Below are 17,418 nucleotides of genomic sequence, written 5' to 3'. Positions count from 1 at the left end.
CAAGATTTGTACAGTCAGCAAAGTATAGGGTGCAAAAAGAGCAGGTTTATACTTTCCGATTACAATCCTGAAAGCGCGGTTTATTAGCCTGCAAAGACGCAACGTATGGCCTCTCTACTATTCCTCAACTTTCTAACTCTCTAACTTTCTAACTCTAGATACGCAAGGTATTGCGTATCTACAACTCCCCAACTCCCTACTGTATGTTGTTTTCTTCTACCCACTTGAGGAAAGTATCTTTGTATACTTCGCCTATCGGAATTTCCTTGTTGCCGATGCGGATGCGGCTCTTTTCGATGCTGTCGATTTTTTGCAGGGACACGATGAAAGAGCGGTGCACACGCAGGAATTTGGACTCCGGAAGTTTCTCCATCATCTTGCTCATGGAGAGCAACGTGATGATCTTCTGTTCTTTGGTTTGGATGATGATGTAGTCCTTCAATCCTTCTATCCAGAGGATGTCTCTAAAATCCACGCGAATGGTCTTGTAGTCGGCCTTCACGAACATAAAGTCGTGCTCCTGTGCGGCTGGCGCTGGGGAGGGGGCTGCCTCGGCGGTTTTGGCGGGCACACGCTGCAGCCTTTCCTGCGCCTTGGTTACGGCCTTCAGAAAACGATCGAAGGGAATGGGCTTGAGCAGGTAGTCCACAGCATCCTGGTTAAAGCCTTCCAACGCGTAATCGGGGTAGGCGGTGGTGAAGATGATGAGCGGCTGGTTTTTCAGTATGTTCAGGAACTGGATACCTGTTAGCTCCGGCATCTCGATGTCGAGAAACATCAGGTCAATCTGCTCTTCCCGCAACACCTGCATGGCCTCGGTGGCGCTGGAGCAGGTTTTTACCAGTTTCAGGTAAGGCAGTTTACTGATGTAGCTTTCGATGATGTCGAGGGCCAGCGGTTCGTCGTCTACGGCAAGGCAGCGGATGGTCATAGTTTTATCTGGTTTATAGGCTTGAAGTATAGTTTCAGTGTGGCGTAAAAGGTGCCCTCTTTTTCCTCAAAAGTCAGGTCGTGCTGCTTGTCATAGAGCAGGTTAAGGCGGCGTTTGAGATTTTCGAGACCGATGCCCCCAAAGTCCCGCTTCTTGTGCTGGCTGGTGTTGTTAATGGTGCTGAACAGCAGCGAATCCTCCCTCACCACCAGGTTCAGAATTATCCCGATTTCGTTCTTGCTCACCAAGCCATGCTTAAAGGCGTTCTCCACCAGCGTCATCAGCAGCATGGGTGCTATCTGCTTGCCCTTCAGGTCGCCCTCAATGTTAAACCTGATACTTGTCTGCTCCCGCAGGCGCAGCTTCTGCAAAGCTATGAAATTATGGATGTGGTCCACCTCTTTCTCCAGGCTCACCAGGGCGTCGTTGCTCTCATACAGCATGTAGCGCATCAGCAGCGAGAGCTTCATGATGGCGTCCGGCGTTTCGGGGTGCTGCTGGTAGGCAAGTGAGTAGATGTTGTTGAGCGTGTTGAACAGGAAATGCGGATTCACCTGCGACTTAAGGAAGGCCAACTCGGCTGTCAGCTTCTGCGTTTCGAGCTCCTTGTTGCGGCGCTCGTTGCGGATATAGTTGCCTGTTACCTTTAGGGCGGAGGAGATGAAAACCAGCACCAGTCCACCCATAATATACTGCAGAATGCGCTCGCTGCTGTAGAGCTGCGTCATCTCGCGGTTAAACTCCCGGAACAGATAGAAGTCGAGCGGGGCGCGCACGATGGCAATGGCTACCAGGGTGGTAAGCACTGCGGCAATGTAGAGCAGGATGCGGTTGCGCGCTAAGTAGCGGGAGATGAGCACATACCAGTTGAAGTAGAAAATGAAGATGTTGATGAGCAGGCCCACCAGCACATCCAGCACCTTGGCAAAAGAGAGGGCGCTGTTGCCATACAGAAAGTAAAACACCCAGGCACCAAACAGCGCCCAGGCGGCTACATGTATGGCCACCGTATAGCTTTTTTTCACGGCCACTTCCGGCAACACTACATTCGGTTTTGGCAAAGTTTTCAGGCTCATGTGTCGCAAACAGCCGGGCAGCAAAGCATGCCTTATACTTGCGTTCCCGGCTTTCTATACTTTAAAGATAGTGAAAGTATGCTATTTACGCGATGCCCCCACACGTCAATATACCAATCAGGCCCACATCCGGATTAAAGTTCTGTTTTAAAAGACTAACACCCCTCATTCTCATTGGTCTAGGCATTTTAGGTGTTAGTATAATCTATTTTTTTGATGCTGAAATAATTACATCCTTTACGGCCATGCTACTAAAATAAAACTATGAATCCATTTATCATTGAAACCCATGGCCTGAGTTACAGCTTCGGAAAGCATCAGGTACTGCATGATCTGGAGTTAAGGGTACCGAAAGGGGCTATTTTCGGCTTTCTGGGACCAAACGGTGCCGGAAAATCCACCACCATTCGCATTTTGCTCGGTCTTCTGCCTGTGCCCAAGGGGCAGGTACGGGTGCATGGGCAGGACCTTACCGAACACCGCCTCGACATCCTGCGCCGCACCGGCTCGCTTATCGAGATGCCCACGCTTTACCGCCACCTCTCCGGTTACGACAACCTGGAAATGCACCGCCGCATGGTGCAGGCGCCCCAGAGCCGTATCGCCGAAGTGCTGCAGATTGTTGGCCTTACTAAAGATGCGCCCCGCAAAACAAAGGAGTACTCGCTGGGCATGAGCCAGCGCCTCGGCATCGCGCTGGCCCTGCTGTCTGAGCCTGAACTGCTGGTGCTGGACGAGCCCACCAATGGCCTGGACCCAAGCGGTATCCGGGAGGTGCGGGAGCTGATTGTGCGCCTGAACCGGGACTTTGGAAAAACCATCTTCCTTTCAAGCCATTTGCTTTCCGAGATTGAGAAATGCGCTACCGAAGTGGCGATTATCGACAAGGGAACCACCTTGTACCAGGGTAGTTTGCAGCAGCTCTACCAGGGCACTTTTCAGAGCAACGTACTGCAACTGGAGACCAGCAACAACGCTATTGCGCACAAGTTACTCACCGACCACGCGTACCAGCTCTTGCCCCAGCAGGACGATGTGCTGGCAGTGCAGGTGCAGGACAGGCAGCAGGTGGCTAAAATCAACCGCTTCCTAATCGTGAATGGATTGGAAGTATACCGCCTCAGTACCCACACGCAAAACCTGGAAGAGCTCTTTTTAAACATTACCAACCGCGACTCGGCCACTGTTCCCATGTCAGAGTCTACACCAGTCCTGAAGCCATGAACGCCGCCACCTACTACCGCAGCAGCCTGAGCGCCGAAACGCTAAAGCTCAAAAACACTTTCGCCCTTTGGCTTGCCATACTGGCTCCCTGTGCCCTAGTAAGTATGAATGTGCTTGTTTTCTGGTCGAAAGGGCAGCATTTTGTAACCGAAGGAATTAACCCCTGGCACCGGTTCGCGGCACAGAACTTTGGAGTGTATGCCTTGCTGCTAATGCCCATTTACATTGCGCTGCTCACCAGCCTGACCAATGGCATAGAGCACAGGGCCAATGGCTGGAAGCATTTGTATGCCTTGCCCTTGCCTAAAAGTACTATTTATACTGCAAAGGCAACGACGGTGCTGGGGCTGGTGCTGCTGAGCAATGTGGTGTTTGTAGTGGCCTACCTGGCTGCCGGCCTTTTCCTGTCGGTGGTGCGCCCGGACTTAGGTTTTGAGGTTATGACTGGCCTTTTACCGGTTTATATCTCGGTGCTGAAGCTGTTCCTGGCAACGTTTGTCATCATTGCCCTGCAGTTTTGGCTCAGCATTCGGTGGAGCAGCTTTGCCCTAAGTATGGGCGTGGGAATTGTGGGCATTATCACGTTGATGGTGGCACTCCGGTGGGAGCATATACACTACTATCCGTTTGCTTACCCGTTCATGGCTATCAAGGATTTCCCGAATGAAACTTCGCTGCAGAACGTGTTTGGGCAGGAGGTCTTACTGAGCTTAGGTACTGGCTTACTGGTGTTTATACTTGGCTATTTTGATGTTTCCCGTAAGCGTATTTCCTGAAGTATCTTGTTTTGTTGTTTGTTTGAGGAAAAGCGGCACTGGGTTTCCCGGTGCCGCTTTTTTTATACTATCTGATCATCCCTAGAAATTCCTCTTCTGATAAAATCTTGATGCCCAGTTTCTCTGCCTTCTCCAGCTTGGAGGGGCCCATTTTGTCGCCGGCCACCAGGTAGGAAAGTTTTTTGGAGATAGAACTCACGACTTTGCCACCATGGCTAATAATCAGTTGCTGCAACTCCTCCCGGCTCACGCTCTCGAACACGCCGGATATCACAAAGGTAGAACCTTCCAGCCGGTCACTCTGAATATCCGGGGCAGTTCTCTCAGACTTGAACTTAAGCCCGGCTGCTTTCAGGCGCTCTAAGAGCTCTATATGGTCTGGCTCCTGGAAATAGGAAAGGATAGAATGAGCGATTCGATCACCGATTTCGTTGATGGCAATCAGTTCTTCGTAAGTTGCGCCACGCAAAGCCTCCAGGTCCGGCAACTCTTCGGCTATCTTTTTGGCCACGGTGCTACCCACAAAGCGGATGCCCAGGGCAAATAGTACGCGGTCATACGGCGTCTCCTTCGACTTCTGTAGGCTGTTGAGGATGTTGTTAGCCGATTTCTCGCCCATGCGCTCCAGCGGCACCAGTTGTTCGAAAGTAATGTCGTAAAGGTCGGCCACGTTGCGCACATAGCCAGCACGGTAAAGCTGCTCCAAGGTTCTGGGGCCCAGCTCATCCACGTTCATGGCCTTGCGGGAGATGAAGTGCTCCAACTTGGCCAGTATCTGCGGCTCACAGCCTTTCTCGTTCGGGCAGTAGAACTGCGCCTCGCCCTCGGCGCGCACCAGCTCGGAGTCGCAGGCAGGGCAGTGGGTAGGGTAGAGGATGGGTTGGCTGTCGGCAGGGCGCTGGGCAAAATCAACCCCCGTGATTTTTGGGATAATCTCGCCACCCTTCTCTACAAAAACGGTATCGCCCAGGCGCAGGTCCAGGCGCTGAATTTCGTTGGCGTTGTGCACGGAGGCGCGCTTTACCACCGTACCAGCCAATTGAACTGGCTCCAAGAGGGCAACCGGAGTCACGGCTCCCGTGCGGCCTACCTGGTACTGCATGCCCAGCAGCCTGGTAGCGGAGTTCTCGGCAGCATACTTATAGGCAATCGCCCAGCGCGGACTCTTGGCAGTATAGCCCAGTTCCTCCTGCAGGGCATAGCTGTTCACTTTCACCACCACGCCATCGGTAGCAATCGGCAGCTCGAATCGTCTTTTTTCCCACTCGTTGATGTAAGCCAATACATCTTCAATGCCGTTGCATTTGCGCCAGGTATCAGATACTTTAAACCCCCATTTCTGGATGGCTTGCAGACTCTCGGAGTGCGTGTCGAAAGGTAGGTTATTGGCCAGCATGCCGTAGGAGAAGCAGCCTAGCTTGCGGCTGGCCACTACTGACGAGTCCTGCAACTTGAGGGTGCCGGAGGTGGCATTTCTGGGGTTGGCCAGGAGCTGCTCGCCCGTCTCTTCGCGCTCGGCATTGAGCTGCTGAAATACCTGGAACGGCATAAACACCTCGCCACGCACTTCAAACAGTTCCGGGTAGTCTTTGCCGTGTGCCTGCAGCGGAATGTCGCGGATGGTGCGCACGTTCGCTGTGATATTATCGCCACGTGTGCCGTCGCCGCGGGTGGCGCCCTGCACCAGTCTGCCGTTTTCGTAAGTCAGGCTTATGGCCACGCCATCAAACTTCTGCTCACACACATACTCGACGTCATCGCCTATGGCTTTGCGTACGCGCTTGTCGAACTCGCGCAGCTCATCCTCGGAGTAGGTGTTGCTGAGCGAGAGCATTGGCCAGCGGTGGTAAACGGTTTCGAAGGTTTTGGTGATGGTGCCGCCCACACGCTGGGTAGGGGAATGCGGCAGTTTATACTCCGGAAAACGTTCCTCCAGCTCTTCCAGGCGCTTGAGCAACTGGTCAAACTCGAAGTCTGACACTTCGGAGATGCTATTCTGGTAGTATTGGTAATTCAGGTGATTTATCTTCTGCGTCAGCTCCTGTATTTCCAGGGCCGGGTCTTGTGTGTTTGCCATCTCTCGTGATTTATACTTCCTGTAAAAATAGGAAATTTGTCTGAATGAGGATTGGCGGGAGGAGAGGATAAGGAGGATTTCTCAGCGATGCAGAGTTTTATACTTGTGCTATTAGCTGGAGCAATTGTCCGCCTGTGCCTTTTTATACTTTGGCTATACTTGCTGATTTATACCTTCGCTGGCGCGGGCTTGTAGCCCGTGCCTTTTATACTTCATTTTCGCTGACTTATACTTTCATAGGCGCCGCTTCCTGCAACTGGAACCAAGCTTTCCTTGCTAGCCACTGCTTATCCTCCAGCCCCACGCATCTACAGTTGCATCTCAGGCTTTGGTGCCCTCCTAGGCCGGGAGGCCTCGTTTTCCCGCTCGGCGCTGGGAGCTTTTCCTTTGCTCCTGACGTCGCAATGCCCTCCGGGCACCGGAAAAACTTGCAGAAGGGGGCCCCTACCCCCGGCGCCTCCCAGAAAAACTGGGAACAGATTCGATAGCTTCTGCCTTTGGCAATCCAACAAGTATAGACTGTTCCCTTGAGGGGACTTCAAGGGTGTTAATCGCCTGCAGACAGATCCCCTCCTCGGAGGGGCTAGGGGTGGGTTTACTTTGTAGGGACAGGTCGTGACCTGTCCGCGCAATAGCCTCAACTACGAAACTTATACTTTGGCCAAAGTAATCACAGGCTCCCCGCCTTAGCTAAGGAGGGGCTAGGGGTCGTTGGACTAAGGTAACTATGGAGCATGTACTTCTCAGTAGCCTCAGCTTCACCTCCTGCCTACAAGATCCTTTCAGGATGACAAAAGAATAAGCATGGCCCCTGCCGTTTAAGGAAAATTTATCAATATGAAGGCTCAGGCGAAAAGAGTCAAGAAGTAAAAGAAAGCGAGAAAGCCTGCGCCAGGCAAGTATAAATGCTCTCAAAAGACAGGAAAACAAAACATCAACGATGAGCCTGTAAGCCGGGTTCTGTCGCTACGCCCGGAGGCGTGCGTCTTATCATTTATCTAGGCCTGCACTCGCGCACAGGCTCCATCGACCTACCCACCGACATCGGACGAGCAGCCCTTAGCCCCGCCGAAACGAGGCGCTGCCGGCCTATTTGGTCTTTCAACTCCTAAGGTTTACCCAGCCGGACAGGTCACCCAGCCGCTGGTGCGCTCTTACCGCACCTTTTCACCCTTACCAGCACAAGGCTGGCGGTAATTTTCTGTGGCACTGGCTGTATCCGTTTCGTCTCCAAAACAGACCCTTCCTGTTAGGAAGTAGGATGCTCTGCGTTGCCCGGACTTTCCTCTCCCCTCAAAAAGGGCAGCGATAAGACGGCTCACCGTTGATACTTTGTTCAGCGCAAAGATAACATAAAACTCGAACTGGAGGTTCGAGGTAGTTAGAGAGTTAAAAAGTTAGAAGGTTAGAAAGTTGAAATATAGAACGAGCATTCACGACTTTCTGACTTTTTAACCTTCTAACTCTCTAACTTACTTCAGTCTCACCAGTGTGGCGCCGTAGCCGAATTTTTCTTTGCGGGCGTCCTCGAAGTACTTGATGCCGGGGGTGCGGCTGAGGATTTTCTGTAGTTCCTTGCGCAGCACGCCGTTGCCAGCGCCGTGGATGAACACAATCTCATGCATGTTGGTGGCCATGGCTCTGTCTAACGCATCCTGGAAACGCTCCAGCTGTATTTTGATGATGGCGCTGTTGCTCATGCCGCTGTGGTCCTCTACCAGCTTCTCGATGTGCAGGTCTACCTCATGCTCGGGAGCTGTGAGTTTATAGTTCTCGCTCTTCTCCACGGCCTCAGCCAGTTGCTCCTTTATCTTGTCCGGGTTCACGGAAACAGGCTTCTGGTCGAGCTGGAACAGGTAAGCTTCTTTGTTCAGCACCGGTGCGGTACGCTTGCTCTTGTAGAAGGAGCTGGCCTTAAACTGCACGCGTTTTACCACCGGCTCGAAGAGGGTGGGGCTGCCGTTGCGGTGCTGTATGAATTGAATAATAAGGCTGGGCCACTTTTCAAACTCTTTCAGGTGGTAATGCGTGATTACGCGGGTGCCTTTTGGGGCGAGTTTATCGTTTTGCAGGCCACGGTACTTGCTTTCGCGCTCTTCGCCGCTGGTAAATAGCACATCATAATCCGAGTTGTTTACCACCGTTACCGCCAGCAGTTCCTCCGACTGATGCACCAGCGCCAGGTAAATGCCCTGCGCGGCCAGCACCGGGGCAACTGGCTCTTTACGTTTGCTTGGTTGTATGGCAGTCTCGTCCTGGCGCATATACTTTTGCTCCTCGGCCGCAATCACCACCACTTCGCGCCTGGCTACAGGGATGGTAAAGTCGTTATCAATGGCTACCTCTACCAGGTTGTTATCTAAAATGCGCGTGATAATGCCTTCCTCACGGCCAGACATCAGACGCACGCGGTCTCCTACGTTCATTTTATACTTTGTTTTAGTTCTATCGATGTTATTTATACTTTGGAAACAGGCAATAACCGATTATGGATTCCTGCCTGCCTCGTTTGCCTTCTCTGCGTTGAATTCCGAAGACTTGCCCTTGGGTATAGAAAGGGTTTTCCACTCCTCATTACGTAAGAGCTTACCAATGTACACTATCTGCCCAATGTGGTAGGAATAGTGTGCCAGTTGCCTGTTGATGGCATCTAGCACGGTGTGGGACTCGCTGCGGATAAAAATCTCCCTGTCCAGGTCTTCATCTGTGATGGTGTGGAGTGCGTTGAGGAAACAAGTCCAGCCCTCGTTCCACTTCAAGAGCAGTTCTTCCCGGCTTTTGATATCATTTTCGAACTCGGCGTCCCGGTTGCGCCAGGTTTTTTCTCCGTCGGTCGTCAGAAAATCGGTCCAGCGGGAGAGCATGTTGCCCCAGAGGTGCTTTACCAGCGTAGCAATGCTGTTGCTTTCAGAGCTGGGCTGCCAGAAAAGCTGCTCCTCGGTTAGTTGGCTAAAGGTTTTATCGCCTAACGTTTTATAGTATTCAAAGCGCTTGATGGCAGAGTCTAAGTAGGAAGTTTTCATAGTTTATACTTTGTTTGATGTGTACGCCTGCGGTTTCTCTGTAAAAGTAGGAGGCTTCACGTCAACTTAAAAGTATAGAGCGTGCATTTTTAGGCCATTTTTGCGGTTATATTCCAGTGTGGGCGCGGGAATTTTAATAATGCTCAGTACGTAGAGAGCGGTGTTCCATACTTTGCTGCGGCTTTTAAAGTGCATCAGGTTTAGGTCAGGGCTGAGGTAATACTGGCGGTAGTGGTCCAGGCCGGCTGCTTTGTTCGCTTCCGGGTCATTATAAACCATTTGCTGGGCACCATAGCCCACGGCGATGTTCAGCCATTTGGGGTACCTGCTCTCTTCTTTCAGAAAGGCACTCACATCCACCGAGAGCCAGTAGGTTTGCCCGTTATAATCTTTCAGGGCTTGCTCTGCCAGGCTGCTGCCGAGCACATTGGGGCGCATCTCGGCATAACGGGTAGTATGGAAGGAGAATTTAGGCATAATGCGAACATCCTGCCAGGCCAGTTCCTGCGCCACTACAGCCGCAGACCCAACGGTGTTGGCCACCAGGTCGCCCACCGAAGCACCATAATCTTCCTGATACCCATCAAATACCTCGATGGGGGTTTGCAGTATAATACCAGTAAGGCCCCCATAAAGTATGGCTTTCTTCTCCGGAACACCTGCCCAACGCAGCATATCAATTCCCGCACGGCTCTGATGGAAGGCGCTCCAGAAATGCCCTGCCTTGTCCAGCTGTTTCCATTCGTGGTTATCGTTGAACCAATGAAAACCTGTGCGCTCTTCTTTATACCACGCCTTGTTCAGCGATATCAGCATGGACGTATAGCCAACGGCGAACGTAGAGCCAAGCACCAGGAGCCTTTTGTTATTTACAGCCACCGTATCGACTGGGGCCTGTGTCATGCTGAGCCGGGGCAGCGTTAGGAGAAGTAGCAGGAAGTATAGTGTAAACCTTTGGCGCATCAGGGGCAAAGATAGGGCTTATTCCGGGTTTTGTTTGTTTGAGATGACTTGCTTCTTAGGCGGCTGTACTTTTACTTGTTTTATACTTCGGATTGCCAGTTTATACTTTCTTAGCCGCTGCTTCCCGCAGCTTGACACAAGCTATCCTTACTAGCTGCCGTTCATCCTCTAGTTCCCACAAGCGACTTGTTTCATATCTTGCTTTGGAGCTCTCAAGCCCGAGAGGGCTCGCCTTCGAGCATCGCGCTGCTTTCGCTTCCTGCCCTCGTGCCTCGGGCTGCCTCGCCTCCAGCTCGGCACCGGAACCTCTCGAGGCGCTCAACCCAAAGGCTGGGATAGGTTCGATAGCCATAGCTTCTGCTACTGGAAAGTAAAGTATAAAAAAGTAATACAGAAACTGTCCCCTTGAGGACAAGTGAGAACGTGAGTTCGATGCTTGCGAGCAAAGCTCATATAGGGGTGTAATCGCCTGCCAGATTAATACTTTGCACAGACAGCGGCTATAAAACTTATACTTCAGCATCAGTAACAACAGAGCTCCCCGCCTTAGACAAGGAGGGGTAGGGGTGGTTGGACCCGGTATCGTATCTGCTATACCAAGTATAAAGTAGTACCAGCTCTTTTCTTGACTAGCCCTAAAAACAAAAGCGGCGAAACCCAAGAGCTCCGCCGCTTTTTATACTTTCAAAGCTGTAAGTCTATACTTATGCTTTCGTGTACATTACTGATTTAACCGCCTCGATGGTACGCGCTACGTTAGGCAGTGACGCCTCGATAAGCGTAGGGGCATAAGGAAGCGGCACGTCGCGGCAGGTAACGCGTTTCACAGGAGCATCCATGTAATCAAAGGCATTGCTCTGGATGTGGTAAGCCAGCTCGGCAGAGATAGAAGCCAATGGCCATGCCTCTTCTACTACTACCATGCGGTTGGTCTTCTTCACAGACTCCACCAGTGTTTTGTAGTCGATTGGACGAACAGTGCGCAGGTCGATTACCTCGGCATTGATACCGTCTTTCGCCAGTTCTTCGGCAGCAGCCAGGGCTACTTTCATCATCTTACCGAAAGAAACGATGGTTACGTCAGAGCCTTCGCGCTTGATATCGGCCACGCCGATCGGAATCAGGTACTCCTCCTCCGGAACCTCGCCTTTGTCGCCATACATCTGCTCAGACTCCATGAAGATTACCGGGTCGTTGTCGCGGATAGCGGACTTCAGCAGGCCTTTGGCATCATAAGGGTTGGATGGAACCACTACCTTCAAACCGGGCGTGTTGGCATACCAGTTCTCGAAGTTCTGCGAGTGCTGGGAAGACAGCATGCCGGCGCTACCGGTTGGACCACGGAACACCATTGGCGCACCGTACTGGCCACCTGACATAGACATCATTTTGGCAGCAGAGTTGATCACCTGGTCGATGGCCACCAACGAGAAGTTGAAGGTCATGAACTCAATGATAGGGCGCAGGCCGTTCATGGCAGCACCAACGCCGATACCGGCAAAGCCAAGTTCTGCAATCGGAGTGTCAATCACACGCTTCGGGCCGAACTCGTCCAGCATGCCCTGGCTCACTTTGTAGGCTCCGTTGTACTCGGCTACTTCTTCGCCCATCAGAAACACACGCTCGTCGCGGCGCATTTCCTCCGACATCGCTTCGCGGAGGGCTTCTCTAAACTGTATACTTCGCATTTCAGATGTTATAATCTCGGTTCAGCTTGTAAAATTAAGATAACTCTATGAATAAACAAGGCAACCACCTGTTTTTGCCAGCCCTACTAACGGATTAGCGCATCTTTGTAGGCTGGCTTGTCGCGGTATGCCTCAAACTCCACGTCGTTTATCGCTTTCTGCGTGAAGGCCTTGTCGGCGTTAACGGCGCGGCGCAGGGCATTCTCCAGCATCTCCTCGTCCTGGCTGCGGGCGCCAAGTATGGCCAGGCTATAGTAGGCCAGCGCATCGTTTTGCTTTTGCTCCAGGGCCTTCAGGTAGAAGTCCTTTGCTCCCTCATAGTTCTCCTTTAACAGGTAACTCAGCCCAAGGTTCATATTAGTTTGATACGTGTCGCCGGCGTAGCGCAGGCTGGCGATGGCCTCGTCGTAGCGGCCGGTCTCGATTTCCAGAGCGGCCTTGTCGGCAAACAGGGCCTGCTGCATCTCCTCCTCGCCACCCAGGGTAAGGGCGTAGTTGTAGTACTCGAGCGCCTCGTTATACTTGCCCAACTGGTGGTAAGCACTGGCCAAGCCATAGTATACTTTCGGTGTGGGGTTGCGGTAGCCGGCAAAGGTCAGGTTATGCACCGCCTTCTCCAGCAGCTCTTTTTTAGCGGCAGGACGATAGTCTTTTTGCGCCATTTCGTAGTATACCACGCCCAGGTTATAGTAAGCCGGCCACTTGTCGGTGGTTTTCACGGCAGCCTCATACAGCTTACGTTTCTCGGCCAGCAGTGGCGTAAGGGTAGCGGCATGCTGTAACTCATCCTCCGTTAGCTGGTCGGCACTTGCCTCACCTTTGGCAATGCGCTGGGCCTGTAAGTATAGCTCATAGTCCGGTCTGCGGCTGCGGTTATAGCTGAACTCCATTTTCACCGTCTGCAGGCTGGGGTACACATACTTTTGCAGGTACGCAAACGCCTCTGTCTTTTCCAGGGCTTGCAGCTTTTCCTGCTCGCTCTGCTCCCCCTGAAGTATAGTCAGTACCTGCTGCTTTTGCTCCTTTGGCAAGGCGGTGGTCTCTAGTTTCTCCAGCAGGACTTCCGTTACATTGTCTGCTACTTCAGTCGTAACCTGTATCTTTTTACCGTTGTAGTCCAGCAGCTTTACTTTTTGGCGATACTGCTGCTCCAGGGTTTGGGCGCGTTTCTGGGCCAGGTTGCTGCCTTTCTCGCCGGGCGAGCGCATGCCGGTTATTTTTATACTTTGCGCTGGCACGTTATCCATCGCATACTGGTCCAGCACCTTCAACTTCTCATCCGACAAGTCGTCGAGCTTGGTTTGGCCGCTCTCAAAGTAGAACACTATTTGCCCGGTGCTGTCGGATGCCTCGGCATACTTGTTATCCGAGAACGAGAAGCTGTTGCTGCGCACCAGCAGCAGGGGAGTGGTATTGAGTCCGACGGCCACCTGCTTCGCCTTGGTATACTCTACATCATTGTCCTTGAGCGCAATGGCGCGGCCCTGCACCATCAGACGGCCACTGGTTTTTTCGGGAGCGTACGGAAAGGAGAGTTGGCGGGTGATGGTGGGCTTTCTGTCCTCATAAAGAAACTCACCCACCTCAAACCTATAGGTGCCTACGTTTTCGCGCTTCTGCTCCTTGCCATACTCGTAGTATACATCCAATTTGTACACTTCTTTCTCACGGATGAGTTTTTCCGGAACCTGTGCCTTCAGCTCGAAGTTCACACTTTCTCCGTTGGTCGTCAGGGGGGAGGGCACTACCGTTACCTGCTGGTCCTTTTCGGCTGTTTTTACCATGCGCTGCAGCGTGCAGCCGGTGCTGCCGATGCTAAGGCCGAGGGTGAGGAGCAGGAGGTAGTTTTTGTTTTTTTTGTACTGTTGCATGTCCTGTTTTTTTCGCTTGCCGTACATGTAGGGTACACCACAAACTGTGTTTTTACGTTAAGGTTATACTTTCCGGCGCGTTGTTTAATTTTGATGTTTAAGGAATAAAGTATAATTTAGAACTTTAAAAAGATGTACATGAAACGGCTTCAATACTTTATAGAATCGCAGGCTTTTGGCGTTTGCACGATGCTTGGAGAGAAGCTGGGCTTTGCCTCCAGTAGCATCCGTCTCACGTTCATCTATGTTTCCTTTCTCACCATGGGGTCGCCCGTTATCCTTTACCTGATGCTGGCCTTCTGGATGAATGTAAGCAAGCACCTTCGCCGCGAACGCAGCACTGTCTGGGACTTATAACTCCCGTACCGTCCGCTTTTGCCGGATAAAATACTGCCATACGATACTGCCTTTGTAAACGCCGCTGATGTACGGGAAATTGCCCTTTGGCTGCTGCTCTTTTCGTTGCCGCCGCCAATAGGTGCGGTTCCGCAGCAGGTCAGCGTGAGCATCCAATACCGCTTTGGCGTCCTTTGTCTGTCCGGCAATCACCATGCGCAGGGCAGCCACCCAATCGAGCAATATCCTGATTAACATAGCCATTACCAGTTCCCGCGTAGGGATATTCTTAAATAGCAGCGCCAGCCCGTTCCGGAAGTTTAGGTAAGTCTTGCGAGGGTTTGACTTGTGCAGTGTGCCACCGCCTACGTGGTACACGCGGCTGTGGCCATTGTACATCACTTTATATCCTGCGTTTTTGGCACGCCAACAGAAGTCAATCTCCTCCATGTGGGCAAAGAAAGCCGGCTCCAACCCGCCAAGTTTATGGTAGGCCTCGGCCCGCACGAACATGCAGGCGCCGGTTGCCCAGAACACCTCCTGTACATCGTCGTATTGGCCTTTATCCTCCTCCAGCGTTTCGAACAGACGCCCACGGCAATAGGGGTAAGCCAAGGCGTCCAGCATGCCGCCTCCGGCCCCGGCGTACTCAAAATAGCCCGGGTGCTGCTGCGCCAGAATCTTGGGCTGGCACACGGCTATAGTTTGGTCCTGCTCCATCAGGGCGATAATTGGCTCCGTCCAGCCCGGTGGTACCTCCACGTCAGAGTTCAGGAGCACATAGTATTGGGCGTCTACCTGCTGCAGCGCCTTGTTGTAACCCTCGCAAAAACCAAAGTTTTCGGACAGCAGGATGAGGCGCACCTGTGGGTAGTGCTCCTGCAGGAAAGGAATGGAGCCATCGCTGGAGGCGTTGTCAGCCACAATGATTTCCGCATTGCCGCTGTTAGCCACCACCGATGGCAGGAACTGTTGTAAATGTTTCAGGCCGTTCCAGTTTAGGATGACAACGGCCGTGTGCGGTGTTTTATAGTCCAAAGCTGCCTAGGTCTAATCCGGGAATGTTCGGGATAAGGCCTTCTGTATGTTTGCGCATTTCTTCCTGCGCGCGCTCTCCGGCGGTCAGCATGGCATTGTTCACGGCAGCCACTACCAAGTCGTTCACCATTTCGCGGTCATTCACGTTCAGGATGGACTCGTCTATTTCAATCTTTAGGAGCTGGCGGTGTCCGTTCACAGTGGCTTTTACCAAACCGGCACCCGACTCAGCGGTAACGGTAACGTCTTTTAGCTTTTCCTGTGCTTCTTTAATTTTGGCCTGGGCTTCCTTAATCTTGCCCATCATGCCCATCATATCAAACATAGTTTTTCTTTTATTGCGTGTATGCGGCTAACGCTTCATCAGCCAATCTATTGACAAATATACGCACTATTTTTTACCTCCGGCCGAATGCTCACCGCAAGAGCGTAATCGTGCCGGTCCGCTGCTTGGTTGTACCGAAGCTGGTCTTTAGCGTAAGGATGTAGGCATAGGCGCCGGCCGGCAATTCGCGCCCGTTCTGGGTTCCATCCCAGGCCGCATCGGCCTCCGTGCCCTCGTACACCACATTGCCGGAGCGGTTGTAGACCTGCAGCGTATAACCGGTAAAGAACTTGCCCTTTATCTCGAAAACATCATTCAGGCCATCTCCATTTGGGGTAAAAGCGCTTGGGATATAGGCCAGCGCACTTTGCTCTATCTCCACGAGGTTGGAGAAAGAGATGCCTCTGCCGTTTTGGGAGGTAGCGCGGATGCGGTAGCGGAGCACCGGTAGCTCGTCGCTTCTGGTTTGGTCGGTAAAGCTTTGGCTGGTGGCAGGATAGCTGGCCACCACCGTAGCGTTCTCATCCAACAGCTCAACGGTATACTTCCCCACGCCATCGGGGAAGCCAGCGTAGTCCGACCAGTTCAGCGCAATACTTCCATCGGTTTGCTGCTCGGCACTAAGCAGAACGGGGCAGGAAATATTGCTGACAGGGGCGGTGATGCCGCAGATATTGGTGAAGGTGGCGCGGTAGCAAGCCGGCTGCCGGTTTATACTTTCATCCAGTATACTTGTCTGCTGCGATTGCGTGAGCTGCTGGTACTGGGCGCCGTTTATACTTCGCTCGATAACCACAGCGCTTGCCTGCTGTCCATCCGGCAGCTGCACCGTCAGTTCTACCTGATTGCTCAGGTTATAGCTGGAAAGCAAGAATGGCGCAGCTGGCACCACGGTAGAGATAATTTCTGCATCCAGCGTGGCGGAAACAGAAGTATAGCGGTCTCCTTGCGGGTCGGTTCCCGTGCCCACTACGTAATAGCTGTAGGTCTGGCCGCAGGTAACCTCTGTGTCGGTGAACGAGGTGGCATTACCCCGTAACGTCTGCAGCAGCGTGCCGTTTCGGTATACTTCGAAGCTTTGAAAGTCAGGGGAGAATTCCCAGTTCAGCTCCACCTGCTCTTCAGCTGGCTGCACATTCAGCGAAATGCCACTCACGATGTTGGAGTTGATGAAAACCTTGCCGCAGGCATCCACGGGGCGTACCAGGTACCAGGTGCCATCGGTCGTGTTGACGTTCTGAATTGTTTGCGTAAGGGTGCTACTGCTAAAACCCTGAATCTCTCCAATCTGGATATATGGCTGGCGAACGTCGCCTGTAAACTGCTCCACGGTATAACTATAGCCCGGCACGAGACCCGCCAGCTCCAGTTGTATACTTCCATTGGCGCTTTGTTCCAGCACAGAGACTTTCACAAGCTGGGTGGGGTTCTCTTCGTCAAGTAAGGGTAGGGTGGAGACAGTTTGGCTGCTGGCGTTGCTGCAGGCATTGCCCTTATATCTGCCAGTCAGTGTGACGGTAAAGCTCCCTTGCGAAGAATAAGTATGGGTAATGGTAGTTTTGCCATCTGTCTCCTGTGTCTGGCCATCGCCGAAGTCGTAAGTATACACATCATACTCCGGGTTGGAAACAGAAAAAGAAACGGCTCCGTTGGCGCAGCTTTGGAAAGTGAAAACCGGCTCCGGCACGGCCTTTACCTCAAACACCTTGGATATAGTATCGGTAGAAGTGTTGCTGCCATAGTTGGCGATTTGAAGGACTTTATACCGGCCAGGTGCTGTATAGGTGTGCTTCTTGTTAGTGGTGGAAGGCGATGGGATTGCCCCTCCTTTGTAATCGAACACATAGTACTCCTTGTCGTCATCTGCCTTGTCGTAGCAGTCCTTGATGGTAACTTCCTGCCCCACGCACAGCACCTGCAGCTCATTCCCGGCGGCATCCAGCGCGGCAATACACCTGTCATCCTGCGCCCAGGCAGCGGCGGCCCAAAGTATAAAGCATATGGTCAGCAGGTATCTCAAGCGGTTCATTTTCTAGTACCTCTACGTTCAAACTACTAAAAATAGGGCAGAAAAGTATAGCCTCTTCTAA

General features: G+C 52.3%; 14 protein-coding genes and 1 other RNA gene. 3 read left to right on the top strand and 12 right to left on the bottom strand.

Annotated elements, in window-relative coordinates; all coding sequences use genetic code 11:
* Nucleotides 1-196: 196 nt before the first annotated feature.
* Both BM040_RS02415 and BM040_RS02410 read right to left on the bottom strand, forming a co-directional pair.
* On the bottom strand, nt 197-931 hold the full coding sequence (locus BM040_RS02415) for a LytR/AlgR family response regulator transcription factor (RefSeq protein WP_092098651.1): 735 nt from the start codon (nt 929-931) through the stop codon (nt 197-199).
* Nucleotides 928-1,992, bottom strand: a complete 1,065-nt coding sequence (locus BM040_RS02410) for a sensor histidine kinase (RefSeq protein WP_245756069.1) — start codon at nt 1,990-1,992, stop codon at nt 928-930. Before BM040_RS02410 ends, BM040_RS02415 begins: the two co-directional genes overlap by 4 nt.
* 279 nt (nt 1,993-2,271) lie before the next feature.
* On the opposite strand from BM040_RS02410, the gene BM040_RS02405 reads away from it, so the two are divergent.
* Both BM040_RS02405 and BM040_RS02400 read left to right on the top strand, forming a co-directional pair.
* Nucleotides 2,272-3,231, top strand: a complete 960-nt coding sequence (locus BM040_RS02405; RefSeq protein ID WP_092098648.1) for an ABC transporter ATP-binding protein — start codon at nt 2,272-2,274, stop codon at nt 3,229-3,231.
* Nucleotides 3,228-4,007, top strand: coding sequence for an ABC transporter permease (locus tag BM040_RS02400; RefSeq protein ID WP_092098646.1), 780 nt, complete (start codon nt 3,228-3,230; stop codon nt 4,005-4,007). The genes BM040_RS02405 and BM040_RS02400 overlap by 4 nt, the downstream gene beginning before the upstream one ends.
* 67 nt (nt 4,008-4,074) lie before the next feature.
* Here the strand turns inward: BM040_RS02400 and ligA are convergent, their stop codons facing one another.
* The 7 genes from ligA to BM040_RS02360 form a co-directional block, all read right to left on the bottom strand.
* Nucleotides 4,075-6,084: an NAD-dependent DNA ligase LigA gene (gene ligA / locus BM040_RS02395; protein ID WP_092098644.1), complete on the bottom strand. Its 2,010-nt coding sequence runs from the start codon at nt 6,082-6,084 to the stop codon at nt 4,075-4,077.
* A 933-nt stretch (nt 6,085-7,017) separates the two neighbouring features.
* An RNA gene (gene rnpB / locus BM040_RS02390) (RNase P RNA component class A) lies at nt 7,018-7,409 on the bottom strand.
* Between the two features lie 147 nt (nt 7,410-7,556).
* Entirely contained in the window at nt 7,557-8,510 is a 954-nt protein-coding gene (locus BM040_RS02385) for a Smr/MutS family protein (protein ID WP_092098642.1), read from the bottom strand.
* Between the two features lie 60 nt (nt 8,511-8,570).
* On the bottom strand, nt 8,571-9,107 hold the full coding sequence (locus BM040_RS02380; protein ID WP_092098640.1) for a DUF1572 domain-containing protein: 537 nt from the start codon (nt 9,105-9,107) through the stop codon (nt 8,571-8,573).
* A gap of 66 nt (nt 9,108-9,173) precedes the next feature.
* Nucleotides 9,174-10,010, bottom strand: coding sequence for a DUF2279 domain-containing protein (locus BM040_RS02375; RefSeq protein WP_092099443.1), 837 nt, complete (start codon nt 10,008-10,010; stop codon nt 9,174-9,176).
* Nucleotides 10,011-10,774: 764 nt separating this feature from the next.
* Nucleotides 10,775-11,758, bottom strand: coding sequence for a pyruvate dehydrogenase complex E1 component subunit beta (locus BM040_RS02365; protein WP_092098636.1), 984 nt, complete (start codon nt 11,756-11,758; stop codon nt 10,775-10,777).
* Between the two features lie 86 nt (nt 11,759-11,844).
* Nucleotides 11,845-13,629, bottom strand: a complete 1,785-nt coding sequence (locus tag BM040_RS02360; RefSeq protein WP_175490949.1) for a tetratricopeptide repeat protein — start codon at nt 13,627-13,629, stop codon at nt 11,845-11,847.
* A 138-nt stretch (nt 13,630-13,767) separates the two neighbouring features.
* On the opposite strand from BM040_RS02360, the gene BM040_RS02355 reads away from it, so the two are divergent.
* Nucleotides 13,768-13,986, top strand: a complete 219-nt coding sequence (locus tag BM040_RS02355; RefSeq protein ID WP_092099442.1) for a PspC family transcriptional regulator — start codon at nt 13,768-13,770, stop codon at nt 13,984-13,986.
* Here BM040_RS02355 and BM040_RS02350 read toward each other — a convergent pair.
* From BM040_RS02350 to BM040_RS02340, 3 genes are all read right to left on the bottom strand, one after another.
* Complete coding sequence (locus BM040_RS02350; protein ID WP_092098632.1) at nt 13,981-15,003, bottom strand: glycosyltransferase family 2 protein; 1,023 nt, start codon at nt 15,001-15,003, stop codon at nt 13,981-13,983. The two genes, BM040_RS02355 and BM040_RS02350, sit on opposite strands and share 6 nt — an antisense overlap.
* Nucleotides 14,993-15,328, bottom strand: a complete 336-nt coding sequence (locus BM040_RS02345; protein WP_092098630.1) for a YbaB/EbfC family nucleoid-associated protein — start codon at nt 15,326-15,328, stop codon at nt 14,993-14,995. The genes BM040_RS02350 and BM040_RS02345 overlap by 11 nt, the downstream gene beginning before the upstream one ends.
* Nucleotides 15,329-15,419: 91 nt before the next feature.
* Nucleotides 15,420-17,357 (bottom strand): T9SS type B sorting domain-containing protein, encoded by a 1,938-nt coding sequence (locus tag BM040_RS02340; RefSeq protein WP_092098629.1) that lies wholly within the window; start codon nt 17,355-17,357, stop codon nt 15,420-15,422.
* Nucleotides 17,358-17,418 lie beyond the last annotated feature (61 nt).

The sequence above is a fragment of the Pontibacter chinhatensis genome (assembly GCF_900113285.1).
Lineage (GTDB): Bacteria > Bacteroidota > Bacteroidia > Cytophagales > Hymenobacteraceae > Pontibacter > Pontibacter chinhatensis.
Note: the sequence above shows the minus strand (reverse complement) of the source record. Positions and strands in the feature narration are given on the sequence as shown.